Origin of the sequence: Streptomyces sp. NPDC101219, assembly GCF_044767675.1 — a bacterium.
Lineage (GTDB): Bacteria > Actinomycetota > Actinomycetes > Streptomycetales > Streptomycetaceae > Streptomyces.
On record NZ_JBIWOK010000007.1, the window covers coordinates 191,868 to 218,746 of the forward strand.

A 26,879-nucleotide genomic window follows, 5' to 3' on the forward strand; every position below is an offset into this window, starting at 1 on the left:
CCCCGGGCGCCGTGACGGTCCGGCGGACCCGCGGTCCGTGGCCGGGGGCGGGCGCGAGCGGCGCGGCGGGTGCGTGGTTCGCTCTCCCTTCGGCCGGATGTGGGGCGGCGCCGGGGGCGGCCGGTGAGGTGGCGGGCCACGGGGTCGGCGGCCTGCGTGCGGATCGGGTGGCCCGCCGGCGACCGCCCCACCGCCGGCCCGCGACCTGCTGTCCGTCCGGGGCGGTGGCGCAGGGGCTTCGGCCGGGGTGCGTCGTCGCCGACGGTGGATTGGCGGAGGGACCGGGCCCCGGCCCGTCCCCCGGGCGCCGTGACGGTCCGGCGGACCCGCGGTCCGTGGCCGGGGGCGGGCGCGAGCGGCGCGGCGGGTGCGTGGTTCGCTCTCCCTTCGGCCGGGTGTGGTGCGGCGCCGGGGGCGGCCGGTGAGGTGGTGGGCCACGGGGTCGGCGGCCTGCGTGCGGTTGGGGTGGCCCGCCGCGGGCCGGGCCTGGCGGCGCGGGGACGGCGTCGGCCGGTGCAGCCCGGGCGAGCGCACCCGCCCCCGGCCGGCCGGGAACCGACCCCCCGCAGTGCTCTGAGCCGGGGGCGCGGCGGGCCCGGGACCGCCGCGCCCGTCAGCCGGTGACGGCCTCGGGGTTGAGCCGGACGCCGGCCACCGGTGCGGAAGGCCCTCCGGCTCACCGGGGAGGACGTCCGCGTGGACCTCCGCGTCCTCGGCCGGGCGGTGGCTGCGGTGCGGGCCGGGATTCGCCGGCCAGGGCGGCAGCTCCCCGGCCTCGGCCGGCTCCGGCTCAGGCCGCGACGCGGTGGGCGGCGGCTCGGGTGAGGCCCTGCATCACGCGGAGGTCCTCGGCCATCTCCGGGTGCCACTGGACGCCCAACACCCAGTCGGGGGCGGGCAGTTCGACCGCCTCCACCGTGCCGTCCGCCGCGTGGGCCGACGGGAGCAGGCCCCGGCCGAGGCGGGCCACCGCCTGGTGGTGGAAGGCCGGGACGGAACTCTCCTCGGGCACGAGCCCGGCGTAGCGGGTGCCCGGCACCGGGGTCACCGGATGGCTGCTGAAGACGCCCGGTGCCCCCGCGTGCCCGTCGATGTGCTGGACGAGGGTGCCGCCGAGGGCGACGTTCAGCAGCTGCATGCCCCGGCAGATGCCGAGCAGCGGGATCCGCAGGTCCAGGGCCGCCCGGATCAGCGCGAGCTCCCAGGCGTCCCGGGCCCGCGCGGGCGGGCCGGTGCACGGGTCGGGTTCGGCGCCGTAGTGGACGGGTTCGACGTCCGGGCCGCCCGCGACGACCAGGCCGTCGACGCGGGCCACGGTCGCCGCGGCACGCTCCGGAGCGTCCGGGGGCAGCATCACGGCGAGTCCGCCCGCCCGCTGCACCAGCCGCGGGTACCCGGCCGGCAGCAGCGCCGCGTCCAGTTGCCAGGCGCCCCAGCGCACCCCGGGCTCCGCGTAGGTGCTGATACCGATCAGTGGCCCGTCGTCCGCCATGCCGCCTCCATCCGTCCCGTCATTCCCGTCAGTCCCGGGACAACTCTGCCTCGGCCGCGGCCAGTGCCGCGAACTCCTCCTCCGGGGCCTTCGCCACCAGGTGCCGGCGGCTGTACAGACCGAAGTAGGCCACGGCCACGATGTACACCGCCAGCGCGATGAACGCGGCCGTCACGTCCACCAGGAACGTCGCCACCAGCGCCGCGCAGGCCAGCACCAGGGCGACCGACGAGGTCAGCACCCCGCCCGGGGTGCGGTACGGCCGCGGCAGTTCCGGCTCGCGGCGGCGCAGCACGATGTGCGACAGCGACATCAGCGCGTACGAGATCGTCGCCCCGAACACGGCCACGTTCAGCATGCGCGCCCCGTTGCCGGTCCCGGCGGCCAGCGCGAAGCCGATCGCGCCGGGCACCAGCAGCCCCAGCCAGGGGGCCTTGCGGCGGCTGGTGAGGGAGAGGAACCGGGGCAGGTAGCCGGCCCGGGACAGCGCGAACAGCTGGCGCGATCCTGCGTAGATCAGGGAGAAGAAGGAGGCGACCAGACCGGCGAGACCCGCGTAGTTCACGATCCGGCTGAGCCCGGTCGCCCGGCCGTCCGGCTGGAGCGCCTCCACCAGCGGATTGCCCGCGTCCTGGACGGCGGCCGAGCCCCGGGCCCCGGCCGCGGCCACGAAGGTGACCACGGCCAGCACCGCCAGGATGCCCATCGACCAGCGGATCGCCCGCGGCAGGGTGCGGGCGGGGTCCCGGGTCTCCTCGGCGGCCAGCGGCACGCCCTCCACGCCCAGGAAGAACCACATGCCGAACGGGAACGCGGCCCAGATGCCGAGCAGACCCATCGGCAGCCAGGAGTTCGCGCCGAAGGCCGAGGCGTCGACCGGGATGTCGTCCAGGGAAGAGGCGTCGAATGCGGACAGGGCGCCGACCGCGAAGACGACCAGGGCCGCCACGGCGATGCCGGTGACGACGAAGCTGAAGCGCAGTGCCTCACCGACGCCCCACAGATGGATGCCGATGAAGATCACGAAGCAGGCCAGGTACACGGGCCAGCCGGACTCCAGGCCGAACAGGCCGAGCGACTCCACGTAGTCGCCGATGAAGATGGAGATCGCGGCGGGCGCGAGGACGTACTCGATCAGGATGGCCGTGCCGGTGAGGAAGCCGCCCCAGGGGCCGAGCGCCCGGCGCGCGAAGCCGTAGCCGCCGCCCGCGGTGGGCAGGATCGAGGACAGTTCGGCCAGGGCGAAGACCATGCAGGCGTACATGGTGCCCATCAGCACCATGGCGATCGCCAGGCCGCCGAAGCCGCCCTCGGCCAGGCCGAAGTTCCAGCCCGAGTAGTCGCCGGAGACGACGTAGGCGACGCCGAGGCCGGTCAGCAGCAGCCAGCCGGCGCTGCCGCGGCGCAGCCTGCGGCGGTCCAGGTAGTCGTCCGGTTCGGTGGGGGCGGAGACACGGGAGGTGGACGGAAGGCTCACGGGGGACTCCCCAGATGCGGCGACGGAAGCAGGGCACCGGCAATGGAGCGGCGCCGGCAATGGAGCGGATCCAGACCTTTGTGGGCCCATACCTTCCTGGCGCGGACACCGGGAGCGCAAGCCTCCGCGCGTCAAGGCGCGGTAAACACCGCGTTGCGGGGTGCTGCCGTCCTCAGGCCAGGAACCCCCGCAGCAGCGCGGCGGTGCCCGCGCAGTGCTCGCGCATCACCTCGCGCGCCCCGTCCGCGTCGCCCTCCAGTACCGCCTCGACCAGGGCGGTGTGCTGCTGCTGGGAGTGCTCCAGGTTGCGCACCAGCAGGGGGATGCAGTCCAGCAGGTCGTTGACGGTGGCCCGGACGGCCGCGTACTGCGCCGTCAGCGTCGGCGACCCGCACAGCTCCGCCAGCGTCAGGTGGAACAGCGTGTCCAGCCGCCGGTACTCCGCCAGCGGCGCGTCCCGCGTGCCCGCCAGCGCCTCGCGCAGCCGCTCCGCCTGCCGGCCCGTCAGGCCGTGCGCCGCGCACAGCCCCGCCGCCCCTACTTCGAGCACCTCCCGGAAACGCAGCACGTCCTCGATGTCCACCTCGGCGATCCGCCGCCGCAGCTCGCCCTCCCCGGTGTCGGTCGGCCGGGGCAGCACGAACGTGCCCCCGTAACGCCCTCGCCGGGACTCCACCAGGCCCTGGTCCTGCAGCACCTTCAGTACCTCGCGCAGCGTCACCCGGCTGATGCCGAGCCGCTCCGCCAGCTCCCGTTCCGCCGGCAGCCGCTCCCCGCCGGCCACCAGTCCCAGGCGCACGACCTGGAGGATCTGCTCCAGCGCCTCCTCGAAGCCGTTGCCCGCGCGCACCGGCCGCAGCACCGGCGCGAGCCGGTCCCCGACCGTTCCGGCCGACTCCTCCCGCATGTGGTCGCGCCCCCTTCCCAAGCAATGGTTCCCGGCAATACCTTATGGCTCCCGGCCCGCCGAAGAAGCCGAAGGAGGCTCCCCGTGGCAGACCGCACACCACCACTCGGCGTCGAGGAACTGCGCGCCCTCGTCGCGAGCGGTGAGATCGACACTGTCGTCCTGGCCTTTCCCGATATGCAAGGGCGGCTCCAGGGCAAGCGGTTCGCCGCGCGCTTCTTCCTCGACGAGGTGCTCCGGCACGGCAGCGAGGGCTGCAACTACCTGCTCGCCGTCGACGCCGACATGAACACCGTCGACGGCTACGCCATGTCCTCCTGGGAGACGGGCTACGGCGACTTCGCCATGTTCCCCGACCTCGACACCCTGCGCCGCCTGCCCTGGAACGAGGGCACCGCCATGGCGGTCGCCGACCTCGCCTGGGCCGACGGCTCCCCGGTCGCCGCCGCGCCCCGCCAGATCCTGCGCCGCCAGCTGGACCGCCTCGCCGCCCTCGGACACACCGCCCAGGCCGGCACCGAGCTGGAGTTCATCGTCTTCCGGGACACCTACGAGCAGGCCTGGGACGCCGGCTACCGGGGGCTCACCCCGGCCAACCAGTACAACGTCGACTACTCGGTGCTCGGCACCGGACGCATCGAGCCGCTGCTGCGCCGCATCCGCAACGAGATGGCGGGCGCCGGGCTCACCGTCGAGTCCGCCAAGGGCGAGTGCAACCCCGGCCAGCACGAGATCGCCTTCCGCTACGACGAGGCCCTGGTCACCTGCGACCAGCACGCCGTCTACAAGACCGGTGCCAAGGAGATCGCCGCCCAGGAGGGCTTCTCCCTCACCTTCATGGCCAAGTACAACGAGCGCGAGGGCAACTCCTGCCACATCCACCTCTCCCTCGCGGATGCCGACGGCCGCAGCGTCATGCCGGAGTCGGCCGAGGACCCGGAGGGCATGTCGGACGTCATGCGTCACTTCCTCGCCGGGCAGCTCGTCGCCCTGCGCGAGTTCTCTCTGCTGTACGCCCCCCACATCAACTCCTACAAGCGGTTCCAGCCCGGCTCCTTCGCCCCGACCGCCGTCGCCTGGGGGCGCGACAACCGCACCTGCGCGCTGCGCGTGGTGGGCCACGGCCCCTCCCTGCGCTTCGAGAACCGTCTCCCCGGCGGCGACGTCAACCCGCACCTCGCCGTGGCGGGCATGGTCGCCGCCGGACTGCACGGCATCGAGCAGCGACTGGAGCTGCCCGACCCCTGCCCCGGCAACGCCTACGCCGCCGACTACGAACACGTCCCCACCACCCTGCGCGAGGCCGCCGAACTGTGGGAGACCAGCGCCCTCGCCAAGGACGCCTTCGGCGCCGACGTCGTCGCCCACTACCTGAACATGGCGCGCGTCGAGGTGGACGCCTTCGACGCCGCGGTCACCGACTGGGAACTGCGCCGCTCCTTCGAACGCATGTGAGGCCCGAACCGTGTCCCACGAGTCATCCGAGCCCCAGGTCCCGTCCGAGCCCCAGGCCCTGTTCGAGCCCCGGGTCCCGTCCGAGCCCCGGGTCCCGTTCGAGCCCCAGGCCCCGTCCGAGCTCCCGGTCCCGTCCGAGCTCCGGGTCGCCAACCCCGCCACCGAGGAAGTGATCGCCACCGTCGACGCCGTCGGCCCCGCCGGTGTGGACGCCGCCGTCCTGCGCGCCGCCCGGGCGCAGACCGCCTGGGCGGCCCTCCCGCCCGGTGACCGGGCCCGCCTGCTGCGCCGGTTCGCGGCCACCGTCGACACCCACCGAGAGGAACTGGCGCGCCTGGAAGTCCGGGAGGCCGGACACACGCTCGGCAACGCCCGCTGGGAGGCCGGCAACGTCCGCGACCTGCTCGACTACGCGGCCGGGGGAGTGGAACGCCTGACGGGCAGCCAGATCCCGGTCCCCGGCGGGATCGACGTCACCTTCCCCGAACCCGTCGGCGTCGTCGGTGTCATCGCCCCCTGGAACTTCCCGATGCCCATCGCCGCCTGGGGCTTCGCCCCCGCGCTCGCCGCCGGCAACGCCGTCCTCCTCAAACCGGCGGAGGCCACCCCCCTCACCGCCCTGCGCCTGGCCGCCCTCGCCCTGGAGGCCGGGTTCCCCGAGGGCCTGTTCCAGGTGCTGCCCGGACACGGCCCGGTCACCGGCAACGCCCTCGTCGAGCACCCCGGCGTAGCCAAGATCGTGTTCACCGGCTCGACCGCCGTCGGCAAGCAGGTGTGGGCCAAGGGCGCCGACCATCTCAAGCGCATCACCCTCGAACTGGGCGGCAAGAGCCCCAACATCGTCTTCGCCGACGCCGACCTGGAGGCCGCCGCGGCGGCCGCCCCCATGTCCTTCCTCGACAACGCGGGACAGGACTGCTGCGCCCGCACCCGCATCCTCGTGCAGCGCTCCGTGCACGACCGCTTCCTGGACCTCCTCGCCCCGGCGGTCGAGGCCGTCCGGGTGGGCGACCCGGCCGACGAGAGCGTCGACATGGGCCCGCTGATCTCCCGGTCCCAGCTGGACCGCGTCCGCTCCTACGTCCCCGACGACCTGCCGGGCATCCGGGGCAAGGCGCCGGCGGGCCCCGGCCACTGGTTCCCGCCCACCGTGCTCACCGGCGTCGACCCCGCCGCCCGGGTGGCCGTCGAGGAGGTCTTCGGCCCGGTCGCCGTCGTCCTGCCCTTCGACGACGAGGCCGACGCCGTCCGCCTGGCCAACGCCACCGACTACGGCCTGTCCGGCTCCGTCTGGACCCGGGACGTCGGCCGCGCCCTGCGCGTGTCCCGGGCCGTCCGCGCCGGGAACCTCTCCGTCAACTCCCATTCCAGCGTCCGCTACTGGACCCCGTTCGGTGGCTTCAAACAGTCCGGCGTGGGGCGCGAACTCGGCCCCGGGGCGCTGGACGCCTTCACCGAGACCAAGAACGTCTTCATCAGCACGGAGGCCTGACCGCACATGAGCGAAGAAGTCATCTGCCGCCGCCTGGCCGGCCGCACCGCCGTCGTCACCGGCGCCGGCAGTGGCATCGGCCGGGCCGCCGCCCACCGGCTCGCCTCCGAGGGCGCCCACGTGGTCTGCGGCGACGTGGACGAGGCACGGGGCAAGGCGGTCGCCGAGGAAACCGGCGGCCTCTACGCGCACGTCGACGTCACCGACCCCGAGCAGGTCGAGGCCCTGTTCCGGACCGCGTACGACACCTACGGCAGCGTCGACGTGGCCTTCAACAACGCCGGCATCTCCCCGCCGGACGACGACTCCATCCTGGAGACCGGCCTGGACGCCTGGAAGCGGGTCCAGGAGGTCAACCTCACCTCCGTCTACCTGTGCTGCAAGGCCGCCATCCCTCACATGCGCCGCCAGGGCCGGGGCTCCATCATCAACACCGCCTCCTTCGTGGCCCGGATGGGCGCGGCCACCAGCCAGATCTCCTACACCGCCTCCAAGGGCGGCGTGCTCGCCCTGTCCCGCGAGCTCGGCGTGCAGTTCGCCCGGGAGGGCATCCGCGTCAACGCCCTGTGCCCCGGCCCCGTCAACACCCCGCTGCTGCGGGAGCTGTTCGCCAAGGACCCGGAGCGCGCCGCCCGCCGTCTGGTGCACATTCCGCTGGGCCGGTTCGCCGAGGCCGAGGAGATCGCCGCCGCCGTCGCGTTCCTTGCGAGCGACGACTCCTCCTTCGTCAACGCCACCGACTTCCTGGTCGACGGCGGGATCTCCGGGGCGTACGTCACACCGATCTAGCGCCGGTCGTCACCGTCCTGTCCGTCCCCCTACAGTGCCGGGATGAGCATGACGCCCCCACCCGGCTGGTACCGCGACCCGCACGCCCCGCACCTCGAACGCTGGTGGGACGGCACCGCCTGGACCGAGCACCGGCGCGCCCCCGGGGCCGCGGGGGCACCGGGAGTGCCGGGAGCCCCGGGGGGTCCGGTGCCGGCTCCGGCCGGTCCGGTCGGCCATGGCGGGACCGCCGGTCCTGGCGGGACGGGCGGTCCTGGCGGGACGGGCGGGGCGGGCCGCGCCCGGGTGATCGCCGTCGTCACGGCGGGCGCCGTGCTCGTCGCCGCGATCGTCACCGGGGTGGTGCTCCTGCGCGAGGACGACGGCCGGACCTCGGTACGGACCGGGCCCACCACCACCTCGTCCGCCGCCGCCCCGCCCAGCCGCACACCGTCGCCCTCCGCCTCCGCCTCCGCGCCGTCCGCCGACGACCCGGCGGTCGTCGAGGACCAGCTCAACGGCGTGACCTTCCCGCTTCTCGACGGCTGGGTCCGGCCCCGGCACATCGCCGAGGACGACGTGATCATGACCACCGACGGCACCTACGACTGCCCCGGGGAGGGCTCGGTCTGCCGGCACGGCATGGTCATCTCCCGCACCGTGACCGGCAGCGACAAGACGTCGCCCGAGCGGCTCGCCAAGGAGGACATCTCCGACGCGGCCGACGACGCCTTCGACCGCGACCTCATCGGCAACCGCCCCTACGGCGGCATCACGTCCCACACCACCGTGAAGTCCGGTCCGGTCGCGGTGGCGGGCCGGGCCGGCTACCTCGTGCGCTGGCGCGTCAAGACGGCCAAGGGCCCCGGCGGGTACGTGCAGTCGATGGTGTTCCCCTCCAGCGTCGGCACGGAGTCCCCGGTCCTCGTCCGCTACGTCGTCGACGCAGGGGAGGACGCGCCGCCCGTGACGGACATGGACCGCATCACCCGCGGCATCCGCACGATCGGCGACACCGGCAGCGGCGGCGGGGTCGGCAGCAGCATCGGCCCCACGGAGTGAGTACCCCGCACTGAGCACCCCGGCCCTCACGGGCCCGCCGGGGCACCCCGGGCGTCAGAGGAACGTCATGCCCTCACCGCGATATGTCGGCACGGTGTCCGTCACCGTGTCGCCCTCGACCAGATGCAGCGCGTCGAACCGCTCGCACAGCTCACCCGCCTTGGCGTGCCGGAACCACACCCGGTCACCGATCAGCAGGTCGTCCGCCGGGGAGCCCAGCAGCGGCGTCTGCACCTCACCGGCACCCTCCTGGGGGTCGTAGCGCAGCCCCTCGGGCAGATACGGCACCGGCAGCCGGTCGGCGCCCGGCGCGCCCGACGCCGGGTAGCCCCCGCCCAGCACGGTCACCGCGCCGACCCCCGGGCGCCGCACGACCGGCAGGGCGAACAGCGCCGCCGGACGGCCGGTGAACGACGTGTAGTTGTCGAACAGCCGCGGCACGTACAGCCCCGACCCGGCCGCGACCTCCGTCACGGCGTCCTCCCCGGCCGTGTGCTGCACGCTGCCCGTGCCGCCGCCGTTGACGAACTCCAGGTCCGGGACGACCTCCCGCACCGCCCGCACCACCGCCGCGCGCCGCTCGGCCAGTTCGCGCCGGGCCGCGGCCTGCATCAGCCGCACCGCCCGCGAGCGCAGCGGCCTGCCCGCCACCGCGTCGCCGACGCCCGCGACATGCCCCTCGTACGCCATGAGGCCCACGACCCGGAACCCGGGGCGCCGGGCCACCGCCCGCGCCACCTCGGCGACCTCGGCGGGGGAGTGCAGCGGGGAACGCCGGGCGCCGACCCGCACCCGGCCGCCGAACAGCCGCAACGACGTGTCCAACTCCAGGCACACGCGCACCACTTCGCCCCCGCCGGCGCGCGCGGAGTCGATCAGGTCCAGCTGGGCCGGGTCGTCGATCATCACGGTGACCGCCGCCGCCGGCTTGGGGTCGGCGGCCAGCTCGGCGTAACCGGCCCGGTCGGCCGAGGGGTAGGCGAGCAGCACGTCGTCGCAGCCCGACCGGGCCAGCCAGAGCGACTCGGCGAGCGTGAACGACATGACCCCCGCGAACCCCTCCCGGGCCAGGACCCGTTCGAGCAGGGCGCGGCAGCGCACGGACTTCGAGGCCACCCGGACCGGCTTGCCCCCGGCCCGGCGGACGAGGTCGTCGGCGTTGGCGTCGAAGGCGTCCAGGTCCACGATCGCCAGCGGGGCGTCGAGGTGGGCGGTGGCCCGGTCGTAACGGGCCCGGTCGGAGGCGCGCACAGTCATGAACGAAGCCTGCCAGACAGGATTACCGCAGGGTAGGGGGACGTTCCGGGCAGATGCCGCGGCTGCGCGGACTGGTTCCCGCCCGGCCCGGATCACGCCGTAGAGTGACGCGCACGCCCGGACGGAGGACACCGGGCCCGGGCCGCGCCGGGATGACGCCTCACCCGTGCGGGTATCTCTGCCCGGGACGGCTCCGCGCCGGGTGCGACAGCGACACACCGGCCCGCGACGAGGAACGCGGGCACGAGGAACGGGGGGTGCATGAGCACGGAAGCACAGCGCGCCTCCCACCCCCCGCGCCCCACCACCCCGCCGGCCGCAGCCCCGCCTCCGCCGGTTGCAGCCCCGCCTCTGCCGGCTGCGCCGCCGGCCGCACCGCCGCGCCCGTCGCATCCCCCTCGAACGGAGGAGGGGGGCACCGCGCCCGGCGACGGCGTGCCGTCCGCCACCGCCCCCCGCGCCCGCACCTCGGGCGGCACCGGCGCCTTCGCCCCGCGCCGCCCCGCCGATGCCCCGCCCCGTCCGGCGGAAGCCCCGGGGTCCCGGCCGACCGCGACCTCGGCTCGCCCCGCCGAAGCTCCGGTGTCCCGGGCAGCCGATGCCCCGGCCCGTCCGGCCGAAGCTCCGGTGTCCCGCCCGACCGCGACCTCGGCTCGCCCGGGGGAAGCTGCGGCATTCCGGGCGGCTGATGCCCCGGCCCGTCCGGCCGAAACTGCGGGGGCCCAGGCGGCTGATGCCCGGGCCAGTCGGGTCTCCCCGCCCCCGTCACGCCCGGTCTTCGCGACCTCGGCCCGCCCGGCCGAAGCTCCGGTGATCCACCCGGCCGGAACCCCGGCCCGCCCGGCCGGAACCTCGGCCCGCCCGGCCGACACCCCGGCCTCCCGGGCAGCCGGCGCCCCGTCCCGCCCGGTCTCCGCGCCCGCGGCCCAGCCCCCGGCTCCCGACGCCGCGCCCTCCGCCCCGAGGACGTCCGAGGTCCCGGGCCCCGCCCCGTCCTCCGCGCCTCCCTCTGCCCCGTCCTCCGCCACCCCGGCCGCCCCCGCGTCCGCCCGCCCGCCCGCGAGCACCCACGGCGCCCGCGCCCCGCGCCCGGCCCCCGCCGCCGACGGGCCCGCCGCACCGCCCCCGCCGCGGGCCTCCGCGCGCTTCCCGGACGCGCCGCCCGCCGTCGGCGGCCCCGGCACCCGGCACACCCCCGCCGACGGGACCGGCGACAGCGGCCGCCGCGGCGGTGCCGAGGACACGTCCCTCCTCCCGCCGCCGCCCGCCCACCGCCCGGCGGACCGGCCCGCCGCCCGCCCCGAGGCGCCGTCCGAGACGACCACCCGCCTGCGTCCCGTCCCCGGCACCGGCACCGGTGTCCCCGCACCCCGGCCCACCGCCTCCGCAGGGACCCGCACCGACGGCGACCCGCGGGCGTACCGCACCGCACCGGCCGGCCCGCCCCACGGCTCCCCGGACCCGGCCCTGTCCTGGTGCGCCCCCTCGGCCCCGGGCGGCACACCGCCCGCCGGGCGGCCGGCCGTGTCCTTCGGGCAGCCCGAGGGCTACGACGGGCAGGCCCGGCCGCGGCTCCTCGGACGGCGGCCCCGGTCCCAGGTCGTGGCCGCCGCCGTCTGCCTCGTCCTCGGAGCGGGACTCATCGGCGGCGCCGCCACGGGCAGCTGGCTCGCCGGGGACTCCGGCGAGACCGGCACCGGCGGCGGGTTCGCCTCCGCCGGTGCCCTGTGGCACAGCGTCCCCGTCGACGAACTGTTCCCGCCCACCCTCGAAGGCAAGGGGGCGGGCCCCGGTGGCGCCGACCGCACCTGGACCCGGATCGCCGTCGCCCCCGACAGCGGCTGCAAAGGTGCCTTCGACCCGCTGCTGCGCAAGGTGCTCGGCACCGTCGGCTGCGAGCGCCTGCTGCGCGCCACCTACACCGATGCCACCCAGAGCCATGTCACCACCGTCGGACTGCTCTTCACCAAGGCCGACGCCGCCGGCATGACCGCCCTGGCCGGACGCTTCGACACAGAGGGCCTGGAGGGCCGCAGCGACCTGATGCCCCTCCCGTACACGGCGAAGGGCACCGCGGCCGAGGACTTCGGCGCCCGGCAGCGGGCGGCCTGGGTGATCTCCGTGCTCACCGACGCCCCCGTCGTCGTGTACGCCGTCTCCGGCTGGGCCGACGGCCGCACCGTCGCCGAACCGCAGTCCGCCAAGGAGGCCATGGAGTCCGGCGCCACCGGCGCGGTCGCCGAGGCCGGCCTCGGGCACGAGGCGCAGGGCCTCGCAGACCGCGTCGAACGCGGTATGCGCGGGCACGTCCGCACGGCCACGGAGCGACCCTCATGAGCCTCTCCCGCACCCCCCGGCGCGGCACCGCCGCCCTCGGCGTCCTGCTCGCCGCCGCCCTCGCCCTGCTGCCCGCCGCCCCCGCCCACGCGGACGGCATCCGCGCCCGCCAGTGGGGCCTGGAGGCCATGCGCACCCAGGAGGCGTGGCAGACCACCACGGGCGCGGGCGTCACCGTCGCCGTCCTCGACACCGGCGTCGACGCCGACCACCCCGACCTGGCCCGCAACGTCCTCCCCGGCAAGGACCTGGTCGGCTTCGGCGCCGGCCCCGGCGACCGGGCCTGGGCCCGGCACGGCACCGCCATGGCCGGGATCATCGCCGGCCACGGACACGGCTCCGGCAACACCGAGGGCGTCATGGGCATCGCGCCCGAGGCGAAGATCCTGCCCGTCCGCGTCATCCTGGAGGACGGCGACTCCTCCCGGTCCAAGGCCCGCAGCACCCGCGGCAACGCCCTCGCCGAGGGCATCCGCTGGGCCGCCGACCACGGCGCCGACGTCATCAACCTCTCCCTCGGCGACGACTCCGCCTCCGCCCACCCCGACTCCGGCGAGGACGAGGCCATCCAGTACGCCCTGCGCAAGGGCGTCGCCGTGGTCGCCTCGGCGGGCAACGGCGGCGAGAAGGGCGACCGCATCTCCTACCCGGCCGCCTACCCCGGGGTGATCACCGCCACCGCCGTCGACCGCTACGGCACCCGCGCGGCCTTCTCCACCCGCCGCTGGTACGCCACGGTCAGCGCCCCCGGGGTGGACGTGATCATCGCCGATCCCGACCGCAAGTACTACGAGGGCTGGGGCACCAGTGCCGCCGCCGCGTTCGTCTCCGGCGCCGTCGCCCTGCTGCGCTCGGCCCACCCCGACCTCACCCCGGCGCAGCTCAAGACCCTCCTGGCGGACACCGCCCGCAACGCCCCGGCCGGCGGCCGCGACGACTCGCGGGGCTTCGGCTTCGTCGACCCGGCCGCCGCGCTGCGGGCCGCGGACCGGCTCAAACCGAAGGGCCTTGAGCCGGCGTCCCACGGCGACCGGTACTTCGGTCCCGGCCCGGACACCGCCGGCTCCGACGGCGGCGCCACCGCCTGGGCCGCCCCGCTGGCCGGCGGGGCCGGCGTGGTGCTCCTCGTGGCCACCGTCGTCCTCTGGCGCGGCCGGCGCCCGGCCCCCGAGGACCACTGAGCCGTACCGCCCCGCCGGCCGCCGAGGGCCTCTGCGCCGCACTGCCCCGCCGGTCCCCGGCGTCCTCTGCACCGCACTGCCCCGCCGGTCCCCGGCGTCCTCTGCGCCGCACCACCCCGCAGCAGGCCCTTGCCGCCTACTGCGCCGCACTGCCCCGCCGGTCCCCGAGGACCTCTGCACCGCACTGCCCCGCCGGTCCCCGAGGACCTCTGCGCCGCACCACCCCGCACCGCAGGCCCTCGCCGCCTACTGCGCCGCGCCGCCCCGCCCGACACGGAGCCGCCCCTCACCATCCCCGGACGGATCACCCGGCCGGCCGTCGCCCGCCCTCCGCCGCCGGCCGCAGCGCCGCCATCGCGGCCCGGGCCGCGGCCTCCACCCGTGCGACGCCCTCGGCCATCGTCGCGTGGCCGTCGGACAGCACCGTCAGCAGGCAGTCCCGTCCCCCGGACGTGACGCGGCCGAAGCTGTGCACCACCCACAGGCCGGTCGCGTCGCGCGGCATCCAGCCGTTCTTCACCGCCCACGCCGGGCCGTCCGCCACCACCGGCACCCCCCACGCCTGAGCGGCGACCACCTGTCCCATCAGGGTGCGCGCGAGGGCCCGCGCACCCCCGCCCAGCAGGTCCGCGCCCTCCTCCCCGTCCCGCCCGAGCAGTCGGCGCAGCAGGACCAGCCGGTCGGCGGCCGTGGTCCGGGTCAGCCCCCAGTAGCCGCCCTCGCCGCCCACCGTCTCCGTCAGCCCCAGACGGGCACACGCCGCGTCCAGCCCGGCCGCCGAGCCGACCGTGCGCCACAGGGCCGACGCCGCGTCATTGTCGCTGTGCTCGATCATGGCCGCGGCCAGGGACCGCTCCGCCGCGGTGGGCCCGCGCCCGGTGTCCTGGGCCCGCAGCAGCAGGGCCGCCAGGATGTCGGCCTTCACGACGCTCGCGGAGACGAACACCCCGCCCCCACAGCGGACGCTCTCCCCGGTCACCAGGTCCGTGGCGGCGACCGACACCCGCACCCGGCCCACCCCGTGCGGCCGCCCGGCACCCACTGCTTCCTCCCGGGCCTTCACCGGCACCGAGCCTCCACCGCCCTCCGTCACCGCCGACCCCCTCCTGAACCGTCCCTCCCCCGGCCGCCCGCGTCGGAGCGCGCCACAGGCGGCCGATACAGTCGGGGACCGTGGCGAACAAGAACATTCCCGACCCCGGCTACCGCGACGACGACGGCTCCGCCGACCCCCGGCTGAGCGCGGCACTGGCCGCCTGGGCCGAGGACCGCGACGCCGTCGGCCCCGTCCTGGAGGCCCTCGAGGGCACCCGTCTGCTGGTCCCCGTGGTGGCCGTCCTCGGGGAGGTGGAGACCGATGAGAACGGGCTGCGGCGCGAGAAGACGAGCGACATGGCCGTCCCCACCCTGAAGGCCGGGAACCGCACCGCGCTGCCCGCCTTCACCTCCACCGACGCGCTCGCCCGCTGGGACGCGGACGCCCGCCCCGTCGCCGTCCCGCTGCACCAGGCGCTCCAGGCCGCCGCCCACGAGAAGGCCGACACCGTCGTCCTCGACGTGGCCGGACCGGTGCCCTTCGAGCTGACCGGCCAGGCACTGCTCGCGCTGGCCGAGGGGCGGACGACGACCGACCCGCTGGCCGACCCGGCGGTCACCGACGCCGTCCGCGCCGCCGTCGCCGCCGAACCCGCCGTGCTGCGCGCTCACCTCGGCCCGGGACAGGCCGACGGCACCCTCGCCCTCGTCCTCGACCCGGCCGCGTCCGTCGCCACCACCGCCCGGGACGTGGCCCAGCGGCTCGCGGCCGACGAAACACTGAGGGCCCGCCTGGTGCGCGGCCTCGACCTGGCCGTCCTGCCGGCCGAGGTGACGCCACCGGGCGAGCCCCTGTACGTCCGGGCATGGGACGGCACGCGGACCCGGCACGCGAAGCGGGAGACGAACGGTCAGGCGTAGAGGGGGCCCGTGTACTTCTCGCCCGGACCCTGGCCCGGCTCGTCCGGGACGAGGGAGGCCTCGCGGAACGCCAGCTGCAGCGACTTCAGGCCGTCGCGCAGCGGGGCCGCGTGGAAGGAGCTGATCTCGGTGGTGGACGCGTCCAGCAGACCGGCCAGCGCGTGCACCAGCTTGCGTGCCTCGTCGAGGTCCTTGTGCTGGTCGCCCTCCTCGGTCAGCCCCAGCTTCACGGCGGCGGCGCTCATCAGGTTCACGGCGACCGTCACGATCACCTCGACCGCCGGGACCTCCGCGATGTCGCGGGCCATGGCGTCGAAGTCCGGGCTGTCGGGGGTGGTCTCGGGGGTCTCCGAGGCGGGGGTGTCACTCATGCCCCTCACGATATGCGCTGCCCGCCTGCCGCCCGACGGCAGGAGGCGCGCACCGGGCGGTTAGCGCGACCCCCCGGGAGCTGCTAACCTTGTGTAACGACCGGTCGGACCCGCATGCCTTCAGGCGCGCGAGCCCGGCCCACAAGTGGAGGCTTCGAACTCCCACCTTCCGCCCCCAGGGCGGCGGGTCACCGGTCAGGCGGTGCCGCTCCACGGCGAACCGCCCGAAAGTGCGCCCCGCGGTCACCGCGGCGGTGTTCCGGTAGTTCGAGGAACCCGCCTGTGATCGTCCGGGGCATTTTTGTTGCTTCGGCGCGGTTAGGTCTCACGAGAGAACACAGACGTTACGCGGCTGTCCGCCAGACCGCCGTGTGGTGCTACCGAGGAGGATCCATCAGCGCCGAGCCCCGCATCAACGACCGGATTCGCGTTCCCGAGGTGCGACTTGTCGGTCCCAGTGGCGAGCAGGTGGGCATCGTCCCGCTGGCCAAGGCACTGGAGCTTGCGCAGGAGTACGACCTGGACCTGGTCGAGGTCGCGGCGAACGCCCGTCCGCCCGTGTGCAAGCTCATGGACTACGGGAAGTTCAAGTACGAGTCGGCCATGAAGGCCCGTGAGGCGCGCAAGAACCAGGCGCACACGGTCATCAAGGAGATGAAGCTCCGGCCGAAGATCGACCCGCACGACTACGACACCAAGAAGGGTCACGTCGTCCGGTTCCTCAAGCAGGGCGACAAGGTCAAGATCACGATCATGTTCCGTGGTCGCGAGCAGTCCCGGCCGGAACTCGGCTACCGGCTGCTGCAGCGTCTCGCGGAGGACGTGGCCGACCTCGGGTTCGTGGAGTCGAACCCGAAGCAGGACGGCCGCAACATGATCATGGTCCTCGGTCCGCACAAGAAGAAGACCGAGGCGATGGCCGAGGCTCGCCAGGCGCAGGAAGCCCGTAAGGCAGACGCGAAGGCCAACCCCGGCAAGTCGCAGAATGCCGCGGAGTCCGAGGCCGCCGTGGCGGCCGAGGAGCCTGCCGAGGCGTGACTCCCCGGGGCGCGAGCCCCAGGAAGCAACCGAAACAAGTACGACGCTCCACCGTGCCCGGTTTTCGTGACCGGGCATCGGAGCGCCACCGACGAGGAGAGAACGGCGCTATGCCGAAGAACAAGTCGCACAGCGGTGCCAGCAAGCGCTTCAAGGTCACCGGCTCCGGCAAGGTGCTCCGCGAGCGCGCCGGCAAGCGCCACCTGCTCGAGCACAAGTCGTCCCGTGTGACGCGTCGCCTCACCGGCAACGCCGAGATGGCCCCGGGCGACGCCAAGAAGATCAAGAAGCTTCTCGGCAAGTGACGCGTCGGCGCCCCGCAGGCGCCGTCCGACAGTCAGGACCGGGACCCAATCGATTTCGGGCCGTGTGAGCGACAACCGCGGCCCCGCTACAAGGAGTTAACAAGTGGCACGCGTCAAGCGGGCAGTCAACGCCCACAAGAAGCGCCGGGCGATCCTCGAGCAGGCCTCCGGCTACCGCGGTCAGCGCTCGCGCCTGTACCGCAAGGCCAAGGAGCAGGTCACCCACTCGCTGGTCTACAACTACAACGACCGCAAGAAGCGCAAGGGTGACTTCCGCCAGCTGTGGATCCAGCGCATCAACGCCGCTGCCCGCGCCAACGGCATCACGTACAACCGCTTCATCCAGGGTCTGAAGGCCGCGAACATCGAGGTCGACCGCAAGATCCTGGCCGAGCTGGCCGTGAACGACGCGACGGCGTTCGCCGCGCTCGTCGAGGTCGCGCAGAAGGCCCTGCCCGCGGACGTGAACGCGCCCAAGGCCGCGTGACGCCCCGCCGGCCCTGAGCCGACGTGACTGAAGGACCCGCAGGCTGCATGGCTTGCGGGTCCTGCTGTTGCGCGACGCACCGGCACGGGACGCGGGCCCGCGGCGGCTCCGCGTCCCCTGCCGCGCAGCCGCGTGTCCATCCCCGCCCCGCCCCCGACCGGACGGCGGCCCCGGCCCCCGCGCCGCGCGCCCGCGCAAGCGTCCCCGACGCCGCGCGTCCGGGACTCCACGAAGGTGACGAAGAAGATGCCCCCCGTCGGCCCCGAGCTGATCTCCCCCCGTTCCACCCGGGTGCTGGCCGCCCGGCGGCTGGCCAAGCGGAACTTCCGGGGCAAGGAGCGGCTGTTCCTCGCCGAGGGACCCCAGGCCGTACGGGAGGCCGCCGCGCACCGGGCCGACGGCGCCGCCACCCTCGTCGAACTCTTCGCCACCGCCGAGGCTGCCGACCGCTACGCCGACATCGTCGGCGCCGCCCGGGAGGCCGGCGCCCGCGTCCACCTCGCCGCCGAGCAGGTCGTCGCCGACATCTCCACCACCGTCACCCCCCAGGGGCTGGTCGGCGTCTGCCGGTTCCTCGACACCCCGTTCGAGGAGATCCTCGCCGCGCGGCCCCGGCTCGTCGCCGTCCTCGCCCACGTCCGCGACCCCGGCAACGCCGGCACGGTGCTGCGCAGCGCGGACGCCGCCGGAGCCGAGGCTGTCGTGCTGACCGACGCCTCCGTCGACCTGTACAACCCCAAGGCCGTACGCGCCTCCGTCGGCTCGCTGTTCCACCTGCCCGTCGCCGTCGGCGTGCCCGTCGAGCAGGCCGTCGACGGACTGCGCGCCGCCGGCATCCGGGTGCTCGCCGCCGACGGCGCCGGGGACCGCGACATCGACGACGAGCTCGACCGCGGCACCATGGGCGGCCCCACCGCCTGGGTCTTCGGCAACGAGGCGTGGGGGCTGCCCGAGGAGACCCGGGTGCTCGCCGACGCCGTCGTCCGCGTCCCGATCCACGGGAAGGCCGAGAGTCTGAACCTCGCCACCGCCGCCGCCGTATGTCTCTACGCGTCGGCGCGTGCACAGCGCGCCGCCGGAGGGTGCCGCTCCGTCACCGGGAACTAGTAGGGTGACCAGCTCGGAGAGCCCCCAAGGCAAGTCGAGAGGCGGGGTACGGGGATGAGCGTCGGCACGGGCAGCGCACCGGGATCACGTCAGGTGGCGCGACCGCCCGCCCCCCGGCCCGGTGATCTCGGCGACCTCGGCATCGACCCCGACCAGCTGCCCGACGGACTCGTCGTCGCCGACGAACACGGACGGGTGATCTGCTTCAACCGGGCCGCCGTCCGCATCGCCGCCCTCCCCGCCGAACAGGCCCTCGGCCGGCGCATCGAGAGCGCGCTGCCCTTACAGGACCTCGAGGGCCGCCACTGGTGGCAGCTCACCGACCCGTACGGCGGCCTCGCCATCCGCAACGGCCAGCCCGAACGCAACCTGCTGCTGCCCGGCGGTCGGGAGGTCCTGGTCGCCGCCCGCTACGTCCGCACCCGGCCCACCGGACCGCTGCGCCGCCTCGTCGTGACCCTGCGCGACACCGAGGCCCGCCGCCGCACCGAGCGCAGCCACGCCGAGCTGATCGCCACCGTCGCCCACGAACTGCGCTCCCCGCTCACCTCCGTCAAGGGCTTCACCGCCACCCTGCTCAGGAAGTGGGAGCGGTTCACCGACGACCAGAAGCGGCTCATGCTGGAGACCGTCGACGCGGACGCCGACCGGGTCACCCGGCTCATCGCCGAACTGCTCGACATATCGCGCATCGACTCCGGCCGCCTGGAGGTGCGCCGCCAGCCCGTCGACATCGGCGCCGCCGTCGGCCGCCACATCCAGGCGTACGTGGCCGCCGGACAGCCCGCCGACCGGTTCCTGCTGCGCATCCAGCACCCGCTGCCCGACCTGTGGGCGGACCCGGACAAGATCGACCAGGTGCTGAGCAACCTGCTGGAAAATGCCGTGCGCCACGGCGAGGGAACGGTCACCATTGACCTCACGCCCGCGCCGTCCCCGCGAGAACCGGAGCACGGCGAGCACGCGGCCACGTCGGTCACGGTGAGCGACGAGGGCCCCGGCATCCCGGAGGACTCCATGAACCGCGTCTTCACCCGCTTCTGGCGGGGCAGCAAGCGCGGCGGCACCGGACTCGGGCTGTACATCGTCAAGGGCATCGTCGAGGCCCACGGCGGCACCATCACGGTCGGGCGGGCCCGCGCCGGCGGTGCTCAGTTCCGATTTACGTTGCCCGTGGGGGCCCCGGCCTTCGCCCGCGACCTGCCGCGCACCGCGCGCTAGGAGTGGCGGGCCCGGACCCCCACGGGCGCCTTCGTCCATCCCCGCCCCGTTAGACTCGACCCTTGGCACCTTTGTGTCCCCGCGCCAGGACGTGTCGTGCACGAGCCGGTGGCGGGGACCATCAGCCCCGGGGGCACCTCCCAGTGGCAACTGGGGGACAAATCGGAAGTACGGGAAGAGATGTCGGCACCCAATAAGTCGTACGACCCTGTCGAGGTCGAGGCGTTGAAACCGGAAGAGATCGAGCGCATGCGGGACGAGGCGCTCGCCGCCTTCGCCGCCGCGGACTCCCTGGACGCGCTCCACGAGGCCAAGGTCGCCCACACCGGCCCCGCCTCCCCGCTGGCCCTCGCCAACCGCGAGATCGGCGCCCTGCCCCCGCACGCCAAGGCCGAGGCCGGCAAGCGGGTGGGCCAGGCGCGCGGTGCCGTGAACAAGGGCCTCGCCGCCCGCCAGGCCGAGCTGGAGGCCGAGCGGGACGCCCGCGTCCTGGTCGAGGAGTCCGTGGACGTCACGCTGCCCTACGACCGGACGGCCCCGGGTGCCCGGCACCCGCTGACCACCCTGTCGGAGCGCATCGAGGACATCTTCGTGGCCATGGGCTACGAGGTGGCCGAGGGTCCGCAGGTCGAGGCCGAGTGGTTCAACTTCGACGCCCTCAACATCGGCCCCGACCACCCCGCCCGCGGCGAGCACGACACCTTCTTCGTGCAGGGCCCCGAGGGCGGCACCGAGTCCGGCGTCGTCCTGCGCACTCACACCTCCCCGGTGCAGATCCGCTCGCTGCTCGACCGCGAGCTGCCGGTGTACGTGATCTGCCCCGGCCGCGTGTACCGCACCGACGAGCTGGACGCGACCCACACGCCCGTCTTCCACCAGGTGGAGCTCCTCGCCGTCGACGAGGGCCTCACCATGGCGGACCTCAAGGGCACGCTGGACCACATGGTGCAGTCCCTGTTCGGCGAGGGCATGACGACCCGGCTGCGGCCGAACTTCTTCCCCTTCACCGAGCCGAGCGCCGAGATGGACATGCTCTGCTACGTCTGCAAGGGCGCGTCCGTCGGCAACCCCGACCGTCCCTGCCGCACCTGCTCCAGCGAGGGCTGGATCGAGCTGGGCGGCTGCGGCATGGTCAACCCGCGGGTGCTCACCGCCTGCGGCGTCGACCCCGAGAAGTACAGCGGCTTCGCCTTCGGGTTCGGCATCGAGCGGATGCTGATGTTCCGCCACAACGTCGAGGACATGCGAGACATGGTCGAGGGTGACGTCCGGTTCACCCGGCCGTTCGGGATGGAGATCTGATGCGGGTCCCGCTTTCCTGGCTGCGGGAGTACGTCGACCTGCCGGCCACCGAGACCGGCCGTGACGTACAGGCCAAGCTGATCGCCGCGGGCCTCGAGGTCGAGACCGTCGAGCACCTCGGCGCCGACCTCAAGGGCCCGCTGGTCGTCGGTCAGGTGCTGACCATCGAGGAGCTGGAGGGCTTCAAGAAGCCGATCCGCTTCTGCACCGTCGACGTCGGAACGGCCAACGGCACCGGTGAACCGCAGGAGATCGTCTGCGGCGCCCGGAACTTCGCCGTTGGCGACAAGGTCGTCGTGGTCCTCCCGGGCGCCGTGCTGCCCGGCGGCTTCGCGATCTCCGCCCGCAAGACCTACGGCAAGGTCTCGCACGGCATGATCTGCTCCAGCGACGAGCTGGGCATGGGCGACGACGGCAGCAAGGGCATCATCGTGCTGCCGCCGGAGACCGAGGTCGGCAAGGACGCCATCGAGCTGCTCGAACTGGTCGACGAGGTCCTCGACATCGCCGTCACCCCCGACCGCGGCTACTGCCTGTCGCTGCGCGGCGTGGCCCGTGAGACCGCCACCGCCTACGGTCTGCCGCTGCGCGACCCGGCCCTGCTCGACGTGCCCGGCCCGAACGCCTTCGGCTACCCGGTCAAGGTCTCCGACCCGGCCGGCTGCGACCGCTTCACGGCCCGCACGGTGACCGGTCTGAGCCCCGAGGCGCGTTCCCCGATCTGGCTCCAGCGCCGCCTGCAGAAGGTCGGCATGCGCCCGATCTCGCTGGCCGTCGACATCACCAACTACGTGATGATGGAGCTCGGCCAGCCGCTGCACGCCTACGACCGCGCCCAGGTCCAGGGCACCATCGGGGTGCGCCGCGCCGAGCCGGGCGAGAAGCTCACCACCCTCGACGGTGTCGAACGCACCCTGGACGCCGAGGACCTGGTGATCACCGACGACCGCGGGCCGATCGGCCTCGCCGGTGTCATGGGCGGCGCCGACACGGAGATCGCCGACGGCAACGGAGGCGGCGGCGCGTCGACCGACGTGGTCATCGAGGCCGCGCACTTCGACGCGGTGTCCGTCGCCCGCACCGCCCGGCGCCACCGGCTGTCCTCCGAGGCGTCCCGGCGCTTCGAGCGGGGCGTCGACCCGCAGGCCGCCGCCGCTGCCGCGCAGCGCACCGTCGACCTGCTCGTGCTGCTGGCCGGCGGCACCGCCGAGGCCGGGGTCACCGAGGTCGTCGCGCCCAGCGCGCCGCGCACCATCACCCTCCCGGCGAACCACCCGGACAAGGTGGCGGGCGTCGCCTACGGGCGGGAGACGGTCGTCCGGCGGCTGCAGGAGGTGGGCTGCGACGTCTACGGCCAGGACGAGCTGATCGTGACCGTGCCGTCCTGGCGGCCCGACCTCACCGACCCCAACGACCTGGCCGAAGAGGTCATCCGGCTGGAGGGCTACGAGAACCTGCCCGCCACCCTGCCCCGGCCGCCCGCCGGGCGCGGCCTGAGCGGCCGGCAGCGGCTGCACCGCCGCATCGGCCGGGCCCTGGCCGGCGCCGGATACGTCGAGGCGCCGAACTACCCGTTCGTCAGCGAGCAGGTCTTCGACCAGCTCGGCCTGGCCGCCGACGACCCCGCCCGCCGCGTGGTGCGGCTGACCAACCCGCTCAGCGACGAGGAGCCCGCCCTGCGGACCTCGCTGCTGCCGGGTCTGCTCGGCGCGCTGCGGCGCAACGACGGCCGCGGCTCCCACGACCTGGCCCTCTTCGAGACCGGCCTGGTCTTCCACCCGCGCGCCGAGCAGCGGAAGGCCGTCCGGCTGCCCGTGGACCGGCGGCCCACCGACGAGGAACTCGCCGGGCTGGACGCCGCCCTGCCGGAGCAGCCGCGGCACGTCGCGGTGGTCCTCGCCGGTGCCCGAGAGCGGGACGGCTGGTGGGGCAAGGGCCGCCCGGCCGACTGGGCGGACGCGGTCGAGGCCGCCCGGACCGTCGCCCGCGAGGCCGGCGCCGAGCTGATCGTCCGCAAGGGCCAGTACGGGCCCTGGCACCCGGGCCGCTGCGCGGAGCTCGCGGTCGTCGTCGACGGCGCCGAGCGGGTCGTGGGCCACGCCGGTGAGCTGCACCCGGGCGTCCTGAAGACCCTGGGGCTGCCCGAGCGCACCTGCGCGGCGGAACTGGATCTGGACGCGGTGGCGGGTGCCGGCGAGGACATCCCGCAGGCGCCGGCCATCTCCACGTTCCCGGTCGCCACGCAGGACGTCGCGCTCGTCGTGGACGCGTTCGTGCCGTCGGCCGACGTGGAGGCCGCGCTGCGCGAGGGCGCCGGTGAACTGCTGGAGTCCATCCGCCTGTTCGACGTCTACGAGAACGCCGAGCAGCTGGGCGAGGGCCGCAAGTCCCTGGCGTACGCGCTGCGGTTCCGCGCGGCCGACCGGACGCTGACCGTCGACGAGGCGTCGGCGGCCCGGGAGTCGGCGGTCGCCCTGGCGGGCGAGCGCACCGGAGCGGTCCTGCGCGCCTGAGCGCACCGGGGGGCGCGCGTGCACCCGGGGCTTGCCTCGGGAGCATGTGCGCCCCTTCTGCTCCCTCCCCCCGGTCACCTCACTCATTCGGGTGACAATTCCGGGTGATACGTCCGGATGCGGTGCAGCGGTCGACAGAATCGGACCGGCCTCACGGGGCCGGTCCGCGCGCTGTCAGAGGCCTATCTGGGGGGCCGGCTGCATGATCCGCTTCAAGGCTGGGGTGCCCCGCAGGGGACGGACCCCGACCACCACACGGGTGCCCGTCCGCGCGCCCCGTCGTCGCCGCCCCGGCCGGTTCCCGGCCACCCGTACCCCGGAGACGACCCGGGGGAGTCGGCTGCTCGCGGTCGGCGTCCCCACGGCCTGGGCCGCCGCCGCGGTCGCCCACCGGCTCACCTGCCCCCTCGCCCACGACGAGCGGCTCAGTGCCCGGCTCGTCAGCAGCGCCGTGCTCTGCGCCATCGGCACCGGCATCGTGCTGCACGTCCGCCGCACCCTGCTGCGGGAACTGCGCCGGGCCCGCCGGGCGACCGAGGCCGCGCACAGCGTGCTGCTGCGGCCGCCCCCGCCCCGCGTCGACGGACTGGCCGTCGCCGCGATCCAGCTGTCCGCCGACACCGCGGCCCGGATCGGTGGCGACCTCTACGAGGTGGTCGCCACCGAACACGGCGTGCGCGCCGTCATCGGCGACGTGCGCGGACACGGACCCGACGCCGCCGGGACCGCCGCCACCGTCCTCGGCTGCTTCCGCGAGGCGGCCCACGACGAGCGGGACCTGGCCGGAGTGCTGCGCCGGCTGGAGCGGGCGATGGCCCGCCGCATCCGGGCCCGGACGGGGGAGGAACCCGCCGCCCCGGGCCACGCAGACCCGCCCGACGAGGACTTCGTCACCGTCCTGCTGCTGGAGATCCTCCCCGACGGCACCACCCGGGCCCTCAACTGCGGCCACCCCTGGCCCCGACTGCTGAGCGGCACAGGCGTCGAAGCACTCGCCCGGACCGACCCGCTGCCGCCGCTCGGCCTCTTCCCCCTGCCGCCCGAGCTGCCGGCCGTCCGCTGCCCGCCACTGCTCCCCGGCACCGCCGTCGTGCTGCACACCGACGGCGCCGAGGACGCCCGTGACGCCGACGGCCGGTTCTTCCCGCTGGAGCGGGTCCTCGCCGACGCCGCCCGCGACACCCCGCTCACCCCGCAGGGCGTCCTGCGTACCGTCCTGACGGCGCTGATGCTTCACACCGGCGGGCCGCCCCAGGACGACGTGGCCCTGCTCGTCCTCACCAGCGAACGCCCGCCGCAGCCCGCGCACCGCGCCGGGTGCGCGGCGGACCTGAGCAAGCCGCACCACCTGTCGGGCCCGCGCCCGCCTCCCCGCGACGTCGCCTCGCCCGGGCACCGCCCCGCGCCGTGAGCGGCCGTGCCGCGTACCGTGCCGCCGCGCGCGGTCCGGGACAGGGCCGTACGCCGTCCGCCCCGCCACGGAATGTCGGGCAGGCAGCTGGGCGGACGGCGGGATCGGGCCGTCGCACTGTACGAGGGGGAGCCGACGGCCCGGCCGGCCTCTTTCGAGGCCCTTCAGTCAAGCGGCCGGAAACTCTCCGCGACAGCGCGCACACCCTACGGATTCGAGCACTCGGTTCACACCCCGTGTGAACGCGGTGCCACTACTCTGTCCGGCACTGAGTCACCGGGGGGCCCGACATGCAGCCCAACACTCTGCTCGACGCGATCCTGGACGAAGCGGGGATCTCCCACGCGGGCCTGGCCGCCCACGTCAACCAGGCGGGCCGCACGCGGGGACTGTCCCTGAGATACGAACACACCGCGGTGGCCCGCTGGTTGAAGGGCCAGCGCCCCCGGGGCCAGGTGCCCGACCTGATCTGCGAGGTGCTCGCCCGGCGGCTGCACCGCCCCGTCACCCTCGACGACGTCGGTCTCGGCGTCCCCGGCGAACCGTCCGCCCCGCACACCGGTTCGCTGTCCGGGTTCGTGGAGCGGGCCACCGCGCTGTGGCGGTCCGACCAGCAGCAGCGCCCCCATCTGATGGGCGCCCCTGCCGTCACGGGCACGCCCGCGGTCATGCCCGTGTGGGAGTGGGAGAACCCGCCCGAGGACGTGGACGTCTCCCGCGGCGGCCGCCACCGGGTCACGGCCGGCGACCTGTCCATGCTGCGGGCGGCCCGCGCGCACTACGAGCAGCTGTACCGCAAGGCCGGGGGAGTGGCGACCCGCGCCCGCATCGTCGGCTTCCTCAACGCCGAGGCGGCGCCGCTGCTGCGCGGCAGCTACACCGACTCCACCGGCCGTCAACTGCACCGCGCCACCGGCGGGTTGGTCGCCATCGCCGGCATCTGCGCCTACGATTCCGACGCCCACGGCCTCGCCCAGCGCTACTTCCACCAGGCGCTCCGGCTCGCCAAGGCCAGCGGGGACCGGGGACTGGGTGCGTACGTCATCGCGCTGCTCGTCAACCAGTCGCTGTTCATGCGGGAGTTCCGCCAGTCCGTCGCCTTCGCGGAGGCCGCGCTGCGCGCCGCAGGTACCCACATCACCCCCGCGCTCGCCTCCGACCTGTACGCGATGCAGGCGAAGGCGTACGCCCATCTCGGCGACGGCAGCAGTGCGTTGGCCTGCATCCGGCGCGCCGAGCAGGCCGCCGAACGGATCCGGCGCGGTCATGAACCCGAGGAGACCGGGTATGTCCAGCCCGGCCTGGTCAACGTGCAGGTGGCGGAGGCGCTGCTCAGCCTGGGCGAGCTGGCGGCGGCCGGGGAGCACGCGGCGGCCGCCGTGGACACCCCCGCGCACGACCGGGGCCGGGTGCACCGGCTGGCCATGCTGAGCACCATCGAACTGCGCCAGGGCAACGCCGACAGGGCGGTCGCGATCGCGGTGGAGATGGCCGAGCAGGCCCGCGGGATGGAGTCGCAGCGCCTGCGCGACCGCCTGCGCGCGGTCCGGGACCACCTGGTGCGCAGCGGCTGCGCCGGCACGGACGAAGCCGCCGAACTCATCGACGGGGCCCTGCGCGTGCCGCTGTAGGCGCGGGCCTCCACGGCCGGGCCGACGCGTTCCCGGCCCCGCGCGCTCCTGCGTGCGCCTACCGAGCGCTGTCCACTGCATCGCGGGCGGCCACCCGTGCGCCTGCTGC

22 protein-coding genes are annotated in these 26,879 nt (G+C 74.9%); 16 read left to right on the forward strand and 6 right to left on the reverse strand.

The genetic code is table 11. The annotated features are described in order from the left end of the window. Positions 1-790: 790 nt before the first annotated feature. The 3 genes from ACIRPP_RS16060 to ACIRPP_RS16070 form a co-directional block, all read right to left on the reverse strand. Complete coding sequence (locus ACIRPP_RS16060; protein WP_403642589.1) at positions 791-1,492, reverse strand: gamma-glutamyl-gamma-aminobutyrate hydrolase family protein; 702 nt, start codon at positions 1,490-1,492, stop codon at positions 791-793. A 28-nt stretch (positions 1,493-1,520) separates the two neighbouring features. Further along, positions 1,521-2,969 carry an ethanolamine permease gene (eat, locus tag ACIRPP_RS16065; RefSeq protein WP_403642592.1) on the reverse strand — a complete coding sequence of 483 codons (1,449 nt, stop codon included), beginning with the start codon at positions 2,967-2,969 and terminating at the stop codon, positions 1,521-1,523. A gap of 172 nt (positions 2,970-3,141) precedes the next feature. After that, a complete protein-coding gene (locus ACIRPP_RS16070) occupies positions 3,142-3,876 on the reverse strand; it encodes a FadR/GntR family transcriptional regulator (RefSeq protein WP_403642594.1) in 735 nt (244 codons plus the stop codon). Positions 3,877-3,960: 84 nt separating this feature from the next. On the opposite strand from ACIRPP_RS16070, the gene ACIRPP_RS16075 reads away from it, so the two are divergent. The 4 genes from ACIRPP_RS16075 to ACIRPP_RS16090 are packed head-to-tail and all read left to right on the forward strand — an operon-like array spanning position 3,961 to position 8,653. Further along, entirely contained in the window at positions 3,961-5,331 is a 1,371-nt protein-coding gene (locus ACIRPP_RS16075) for a glutamine synthetase family protein (protein ID WP_403642597.1), read from the forward strand. Between the two features lie 58 nt (positions 5,332-5,389). Beyond that, the gene (locus ACIRPP_RS16080) at positions 5,390-6,823 is read left to right on the forward strand and encodes an aldehyde dehydrogenase family protein (protein WP_403643059.1); all 1,434 of its coding nucleotides are present in this window, start codon (positions 5,390-5,392) and stop codon (positions 6,821-6,823) included. Positions 6,824-6,829: 6 nt separating this feature from the next. Further along, positions 6,830-7,612 carry a 3-oxoacyl-ACP reductase gene (locus tag ACIRPP_RS16085; RefSeq protein WP_403642600.1) on the forward strand — a complete coding sequence of 261 codons (783 nt, stop codon included), beginning with the start codon at positions 6,830-6,832 and terminating at the stop codon, positions 7,610-7,612. Between the two features lie 48 nt (positions 7,613-7,660). Beyond that, complete coding sequence (locus ACIRPP_RS16090; protein ID WP_403643062.1) at positions 7,661-8,653, forward strand: DUF2510 domain-containing protein; 993 nt, start codon at positions 7,661-7,663, stop codon at positions 8,651-8,653. Positions 8,654-8,707: 54 nt separating this feature from the next. Here the strand turns inward: ACIRPP_RS16090 and ACIRPP_RS16095 are convergent, their stop codons facing one another. After that, positions 8,708-9,910, reverse strand: a complete 1,203-nt coding sequence (locus ACIRPP_RS16095; RefSeq protein ID WP_403642603.1) for an amino acid deaminase/aldolase — start codon at positions 9,908-9,910, stop codon at positions 8,708-8,710. An 810-nt stretch (positions 9,911-10,720) separates the two neighbouring features. Between ACIRPP_RS16095 and ACIRPP_RS16100 the strand changes: the two genes are divergently transcribed. Together ACIRPP_RS16100 and mycP are read left to right on the forward strand one after the other, a co-directional pair. Continuing rightward, the gene (locus tag ACIRPP_RS16100) at positions 10,721-12,247 is read left to right on the forward strand and encodes a hypothetical protein (protein WP_403642606.1); all 1,527 of its coding nucleotides are present in this window, start codon (positions 10,721-10,723) and stop codon (positions 12,245-12,247) included. Then, entirely contained in the window at positions 12,244-13,428 is a 1,185-nt protein-coding gene (gene mycP, locus ACIRPP_RS16105; RefSeq protein WP_403642609.1) for a type VII secretion-associated serine protease mycosin, read from the forward strand. The genes ACIRPP_RS16100 and mycP overlap by 4 nt, the downstream gene beginning before the upstream one ends. Positions 13,429-13,732: 304 nt before the next feature. Here the strand turns inward: mycP and ACIRPP_RS16110 are convergent, their stop codons facing one another. After that, positions 13,733-14,521, reverse strand: coding sequence for a serine hydrolase (locus tag ACIRPP_RS16110; protein WP_403642612.1), 789 nt, complete (start codon positions 14,519-14,521; stop codon positions 13,733-13,735). Positions 14,522-14,601: 80 nt separating this feature from the next. On the opposite strand from ACIRPP_RS16110, the gene ACIRPP_RS16115 reads away from it, so the two are divergent. Continuing rightward, the gene (locus ACIRPP_RS16115; RefSeq protein ID WP_403642615.1) at positions 14,602-15,384 is read left to right on the forward strand and encodes an SseB family protein; all 783 of its coding nucleotides are present in this window, start codon (positions 14,602-14,604) and stop codon (positions 15,382-15,384) included. Here ACIRPP_RS16115 and ACIRPP_RS16120 read toward each other — a convergent pair. Further along, on the reverse strand, positions 15,375-15,755 hold the full coding sequence (locus ACIRPP_RS16120; protein WP_403642618.1) for a DUF1844 domain-containing protein: 381 nt from the start codon (positions 15,753-15,755) through the stop codon (positions 15,375-15,377). The two genes, ACIRPP_RS16115 and ACIRPP_RS16120, sit on opposite strands and share 10 nt — an antisense overlap. Positions 15,756-16,124: 369 nt before the next feature. Between ACIRPP_RS16120 and infC the strand changes: the two genes are divergently transcribed. From infC to ACIRPP_RS16165, 9 genes are all read left to right on the forward strand, one after another. Then, positions 16,125-16,793, forward strand: a complete 669-nt coding sequence (infC, locus tag ACIRPP_RS16125) for a translation initiation factor IF-3 (RefSeq protein WP_164349974.1) — start codon at positions 16,125-16,127, stop codon at positions 16,791-16,793. Between the two features lie 110 nt (positions 16,794-16,903). Next, on the forward strand, positions 16,904-17,098 hold the full coding sequence (gene rpmI, locus ACIRPP_RS16130) for a 50S ribosomal protein L35 (protein ID WP_015661694.1): 195 nt from the start codon (positions 16,904-16,906) through the stop codon (positions 17,096-17,098). 103 nt (positions 17,099-17,201) lie between these two features. Beyond that, entirely contained in the window at positions 17,202-17,585 is a 384-nt protein-coding gene (gene rplT, locus ACIRPP_RS16135; RefSeq protein ID WP_033531708.1) for a 50S ribosomal protein L20, read from the forward strand. 246 nt (positions 17,586-17,831) lie between these two features. Continuing rightward, positions 17,832-18,692, forward strand: a complete 861-nt coding sequence (locus tag ACIRPP_RS16140) for a TrmH family RNA methyltransferase (protein ID WP_403642624.1) — start codon at positions 17,832-17,834, stop codon at positions 18,690-18,692. 54 nt (positions 18,693-18,746) lie between these two features. Further along, on the forward strand, positions 18,747-19,913 hold the full coding sequence (locus ACIRPP_RS16145) for an ATP-binding protein (RefSeq protein ID WP_403642626.1): 1,167 nt from the start codon (positions 18,747-18,749) through the stop codon (positions 19,911-19,913). A gap of 180 nt (positions 19,914-20,093) precedes the next feature. Further along, positions 20,094-21,215 (forward strand): phenylalanine--tRNA ligase subunit alpha, encoded by a 1,122-nt coding sequence (pheS, locus tag ACIRPP_RS16150; protein WP_403642629.1) that lies wholly within the window; start codon positions 20,094-20,096, stop codon positions 21,213-21,215. Further along, positions 21,215-23,728 (forward strand): phenylalanine--tRNA ligase subunit beta, encoded by a 2,514-nt coding sequence (gene pheT, locus ACIRPP_RS16155; RefSeq protein ID WP_403642631.1) that lies wholly within the window; start codon positions 21,215-21,217, stop codon positions 23,726-23,728. The genes pheS and pheT overlap by 1 nt, the downstream gene beginning before the upstream one ends. 202 nt (positions 23,729-23,930) lie before the next feature. Next, positions 23,931-25,139 carry a PP2C family protein-serine/threonine phosphatase gene (locus ACIRPP_RS16160; RefSeq protein WP_403642633.1) on the forward strand — a complete coding sequence of 403 codons (1,209 nt, stop codon included), beginning with the start codon at positions 23,931-23,933 and terminating at the stop codon, positions 25,137-25,139. A gap of 290 nt (positions 25,140-25,429) precedes the next feature. After that, positions 25,430-26,770, forward strand: a complete 1,341-nt coding sequence (locus ACIRPP_RS16165; protein WP_403642637.1) for a transcriptional regulator — start codon at positions 25,430-25,432, stop codon at positions 26,768-26,770. The last annotated feature ends 109 nt before the right edge of the window (positions 26,771-26,879 follow it).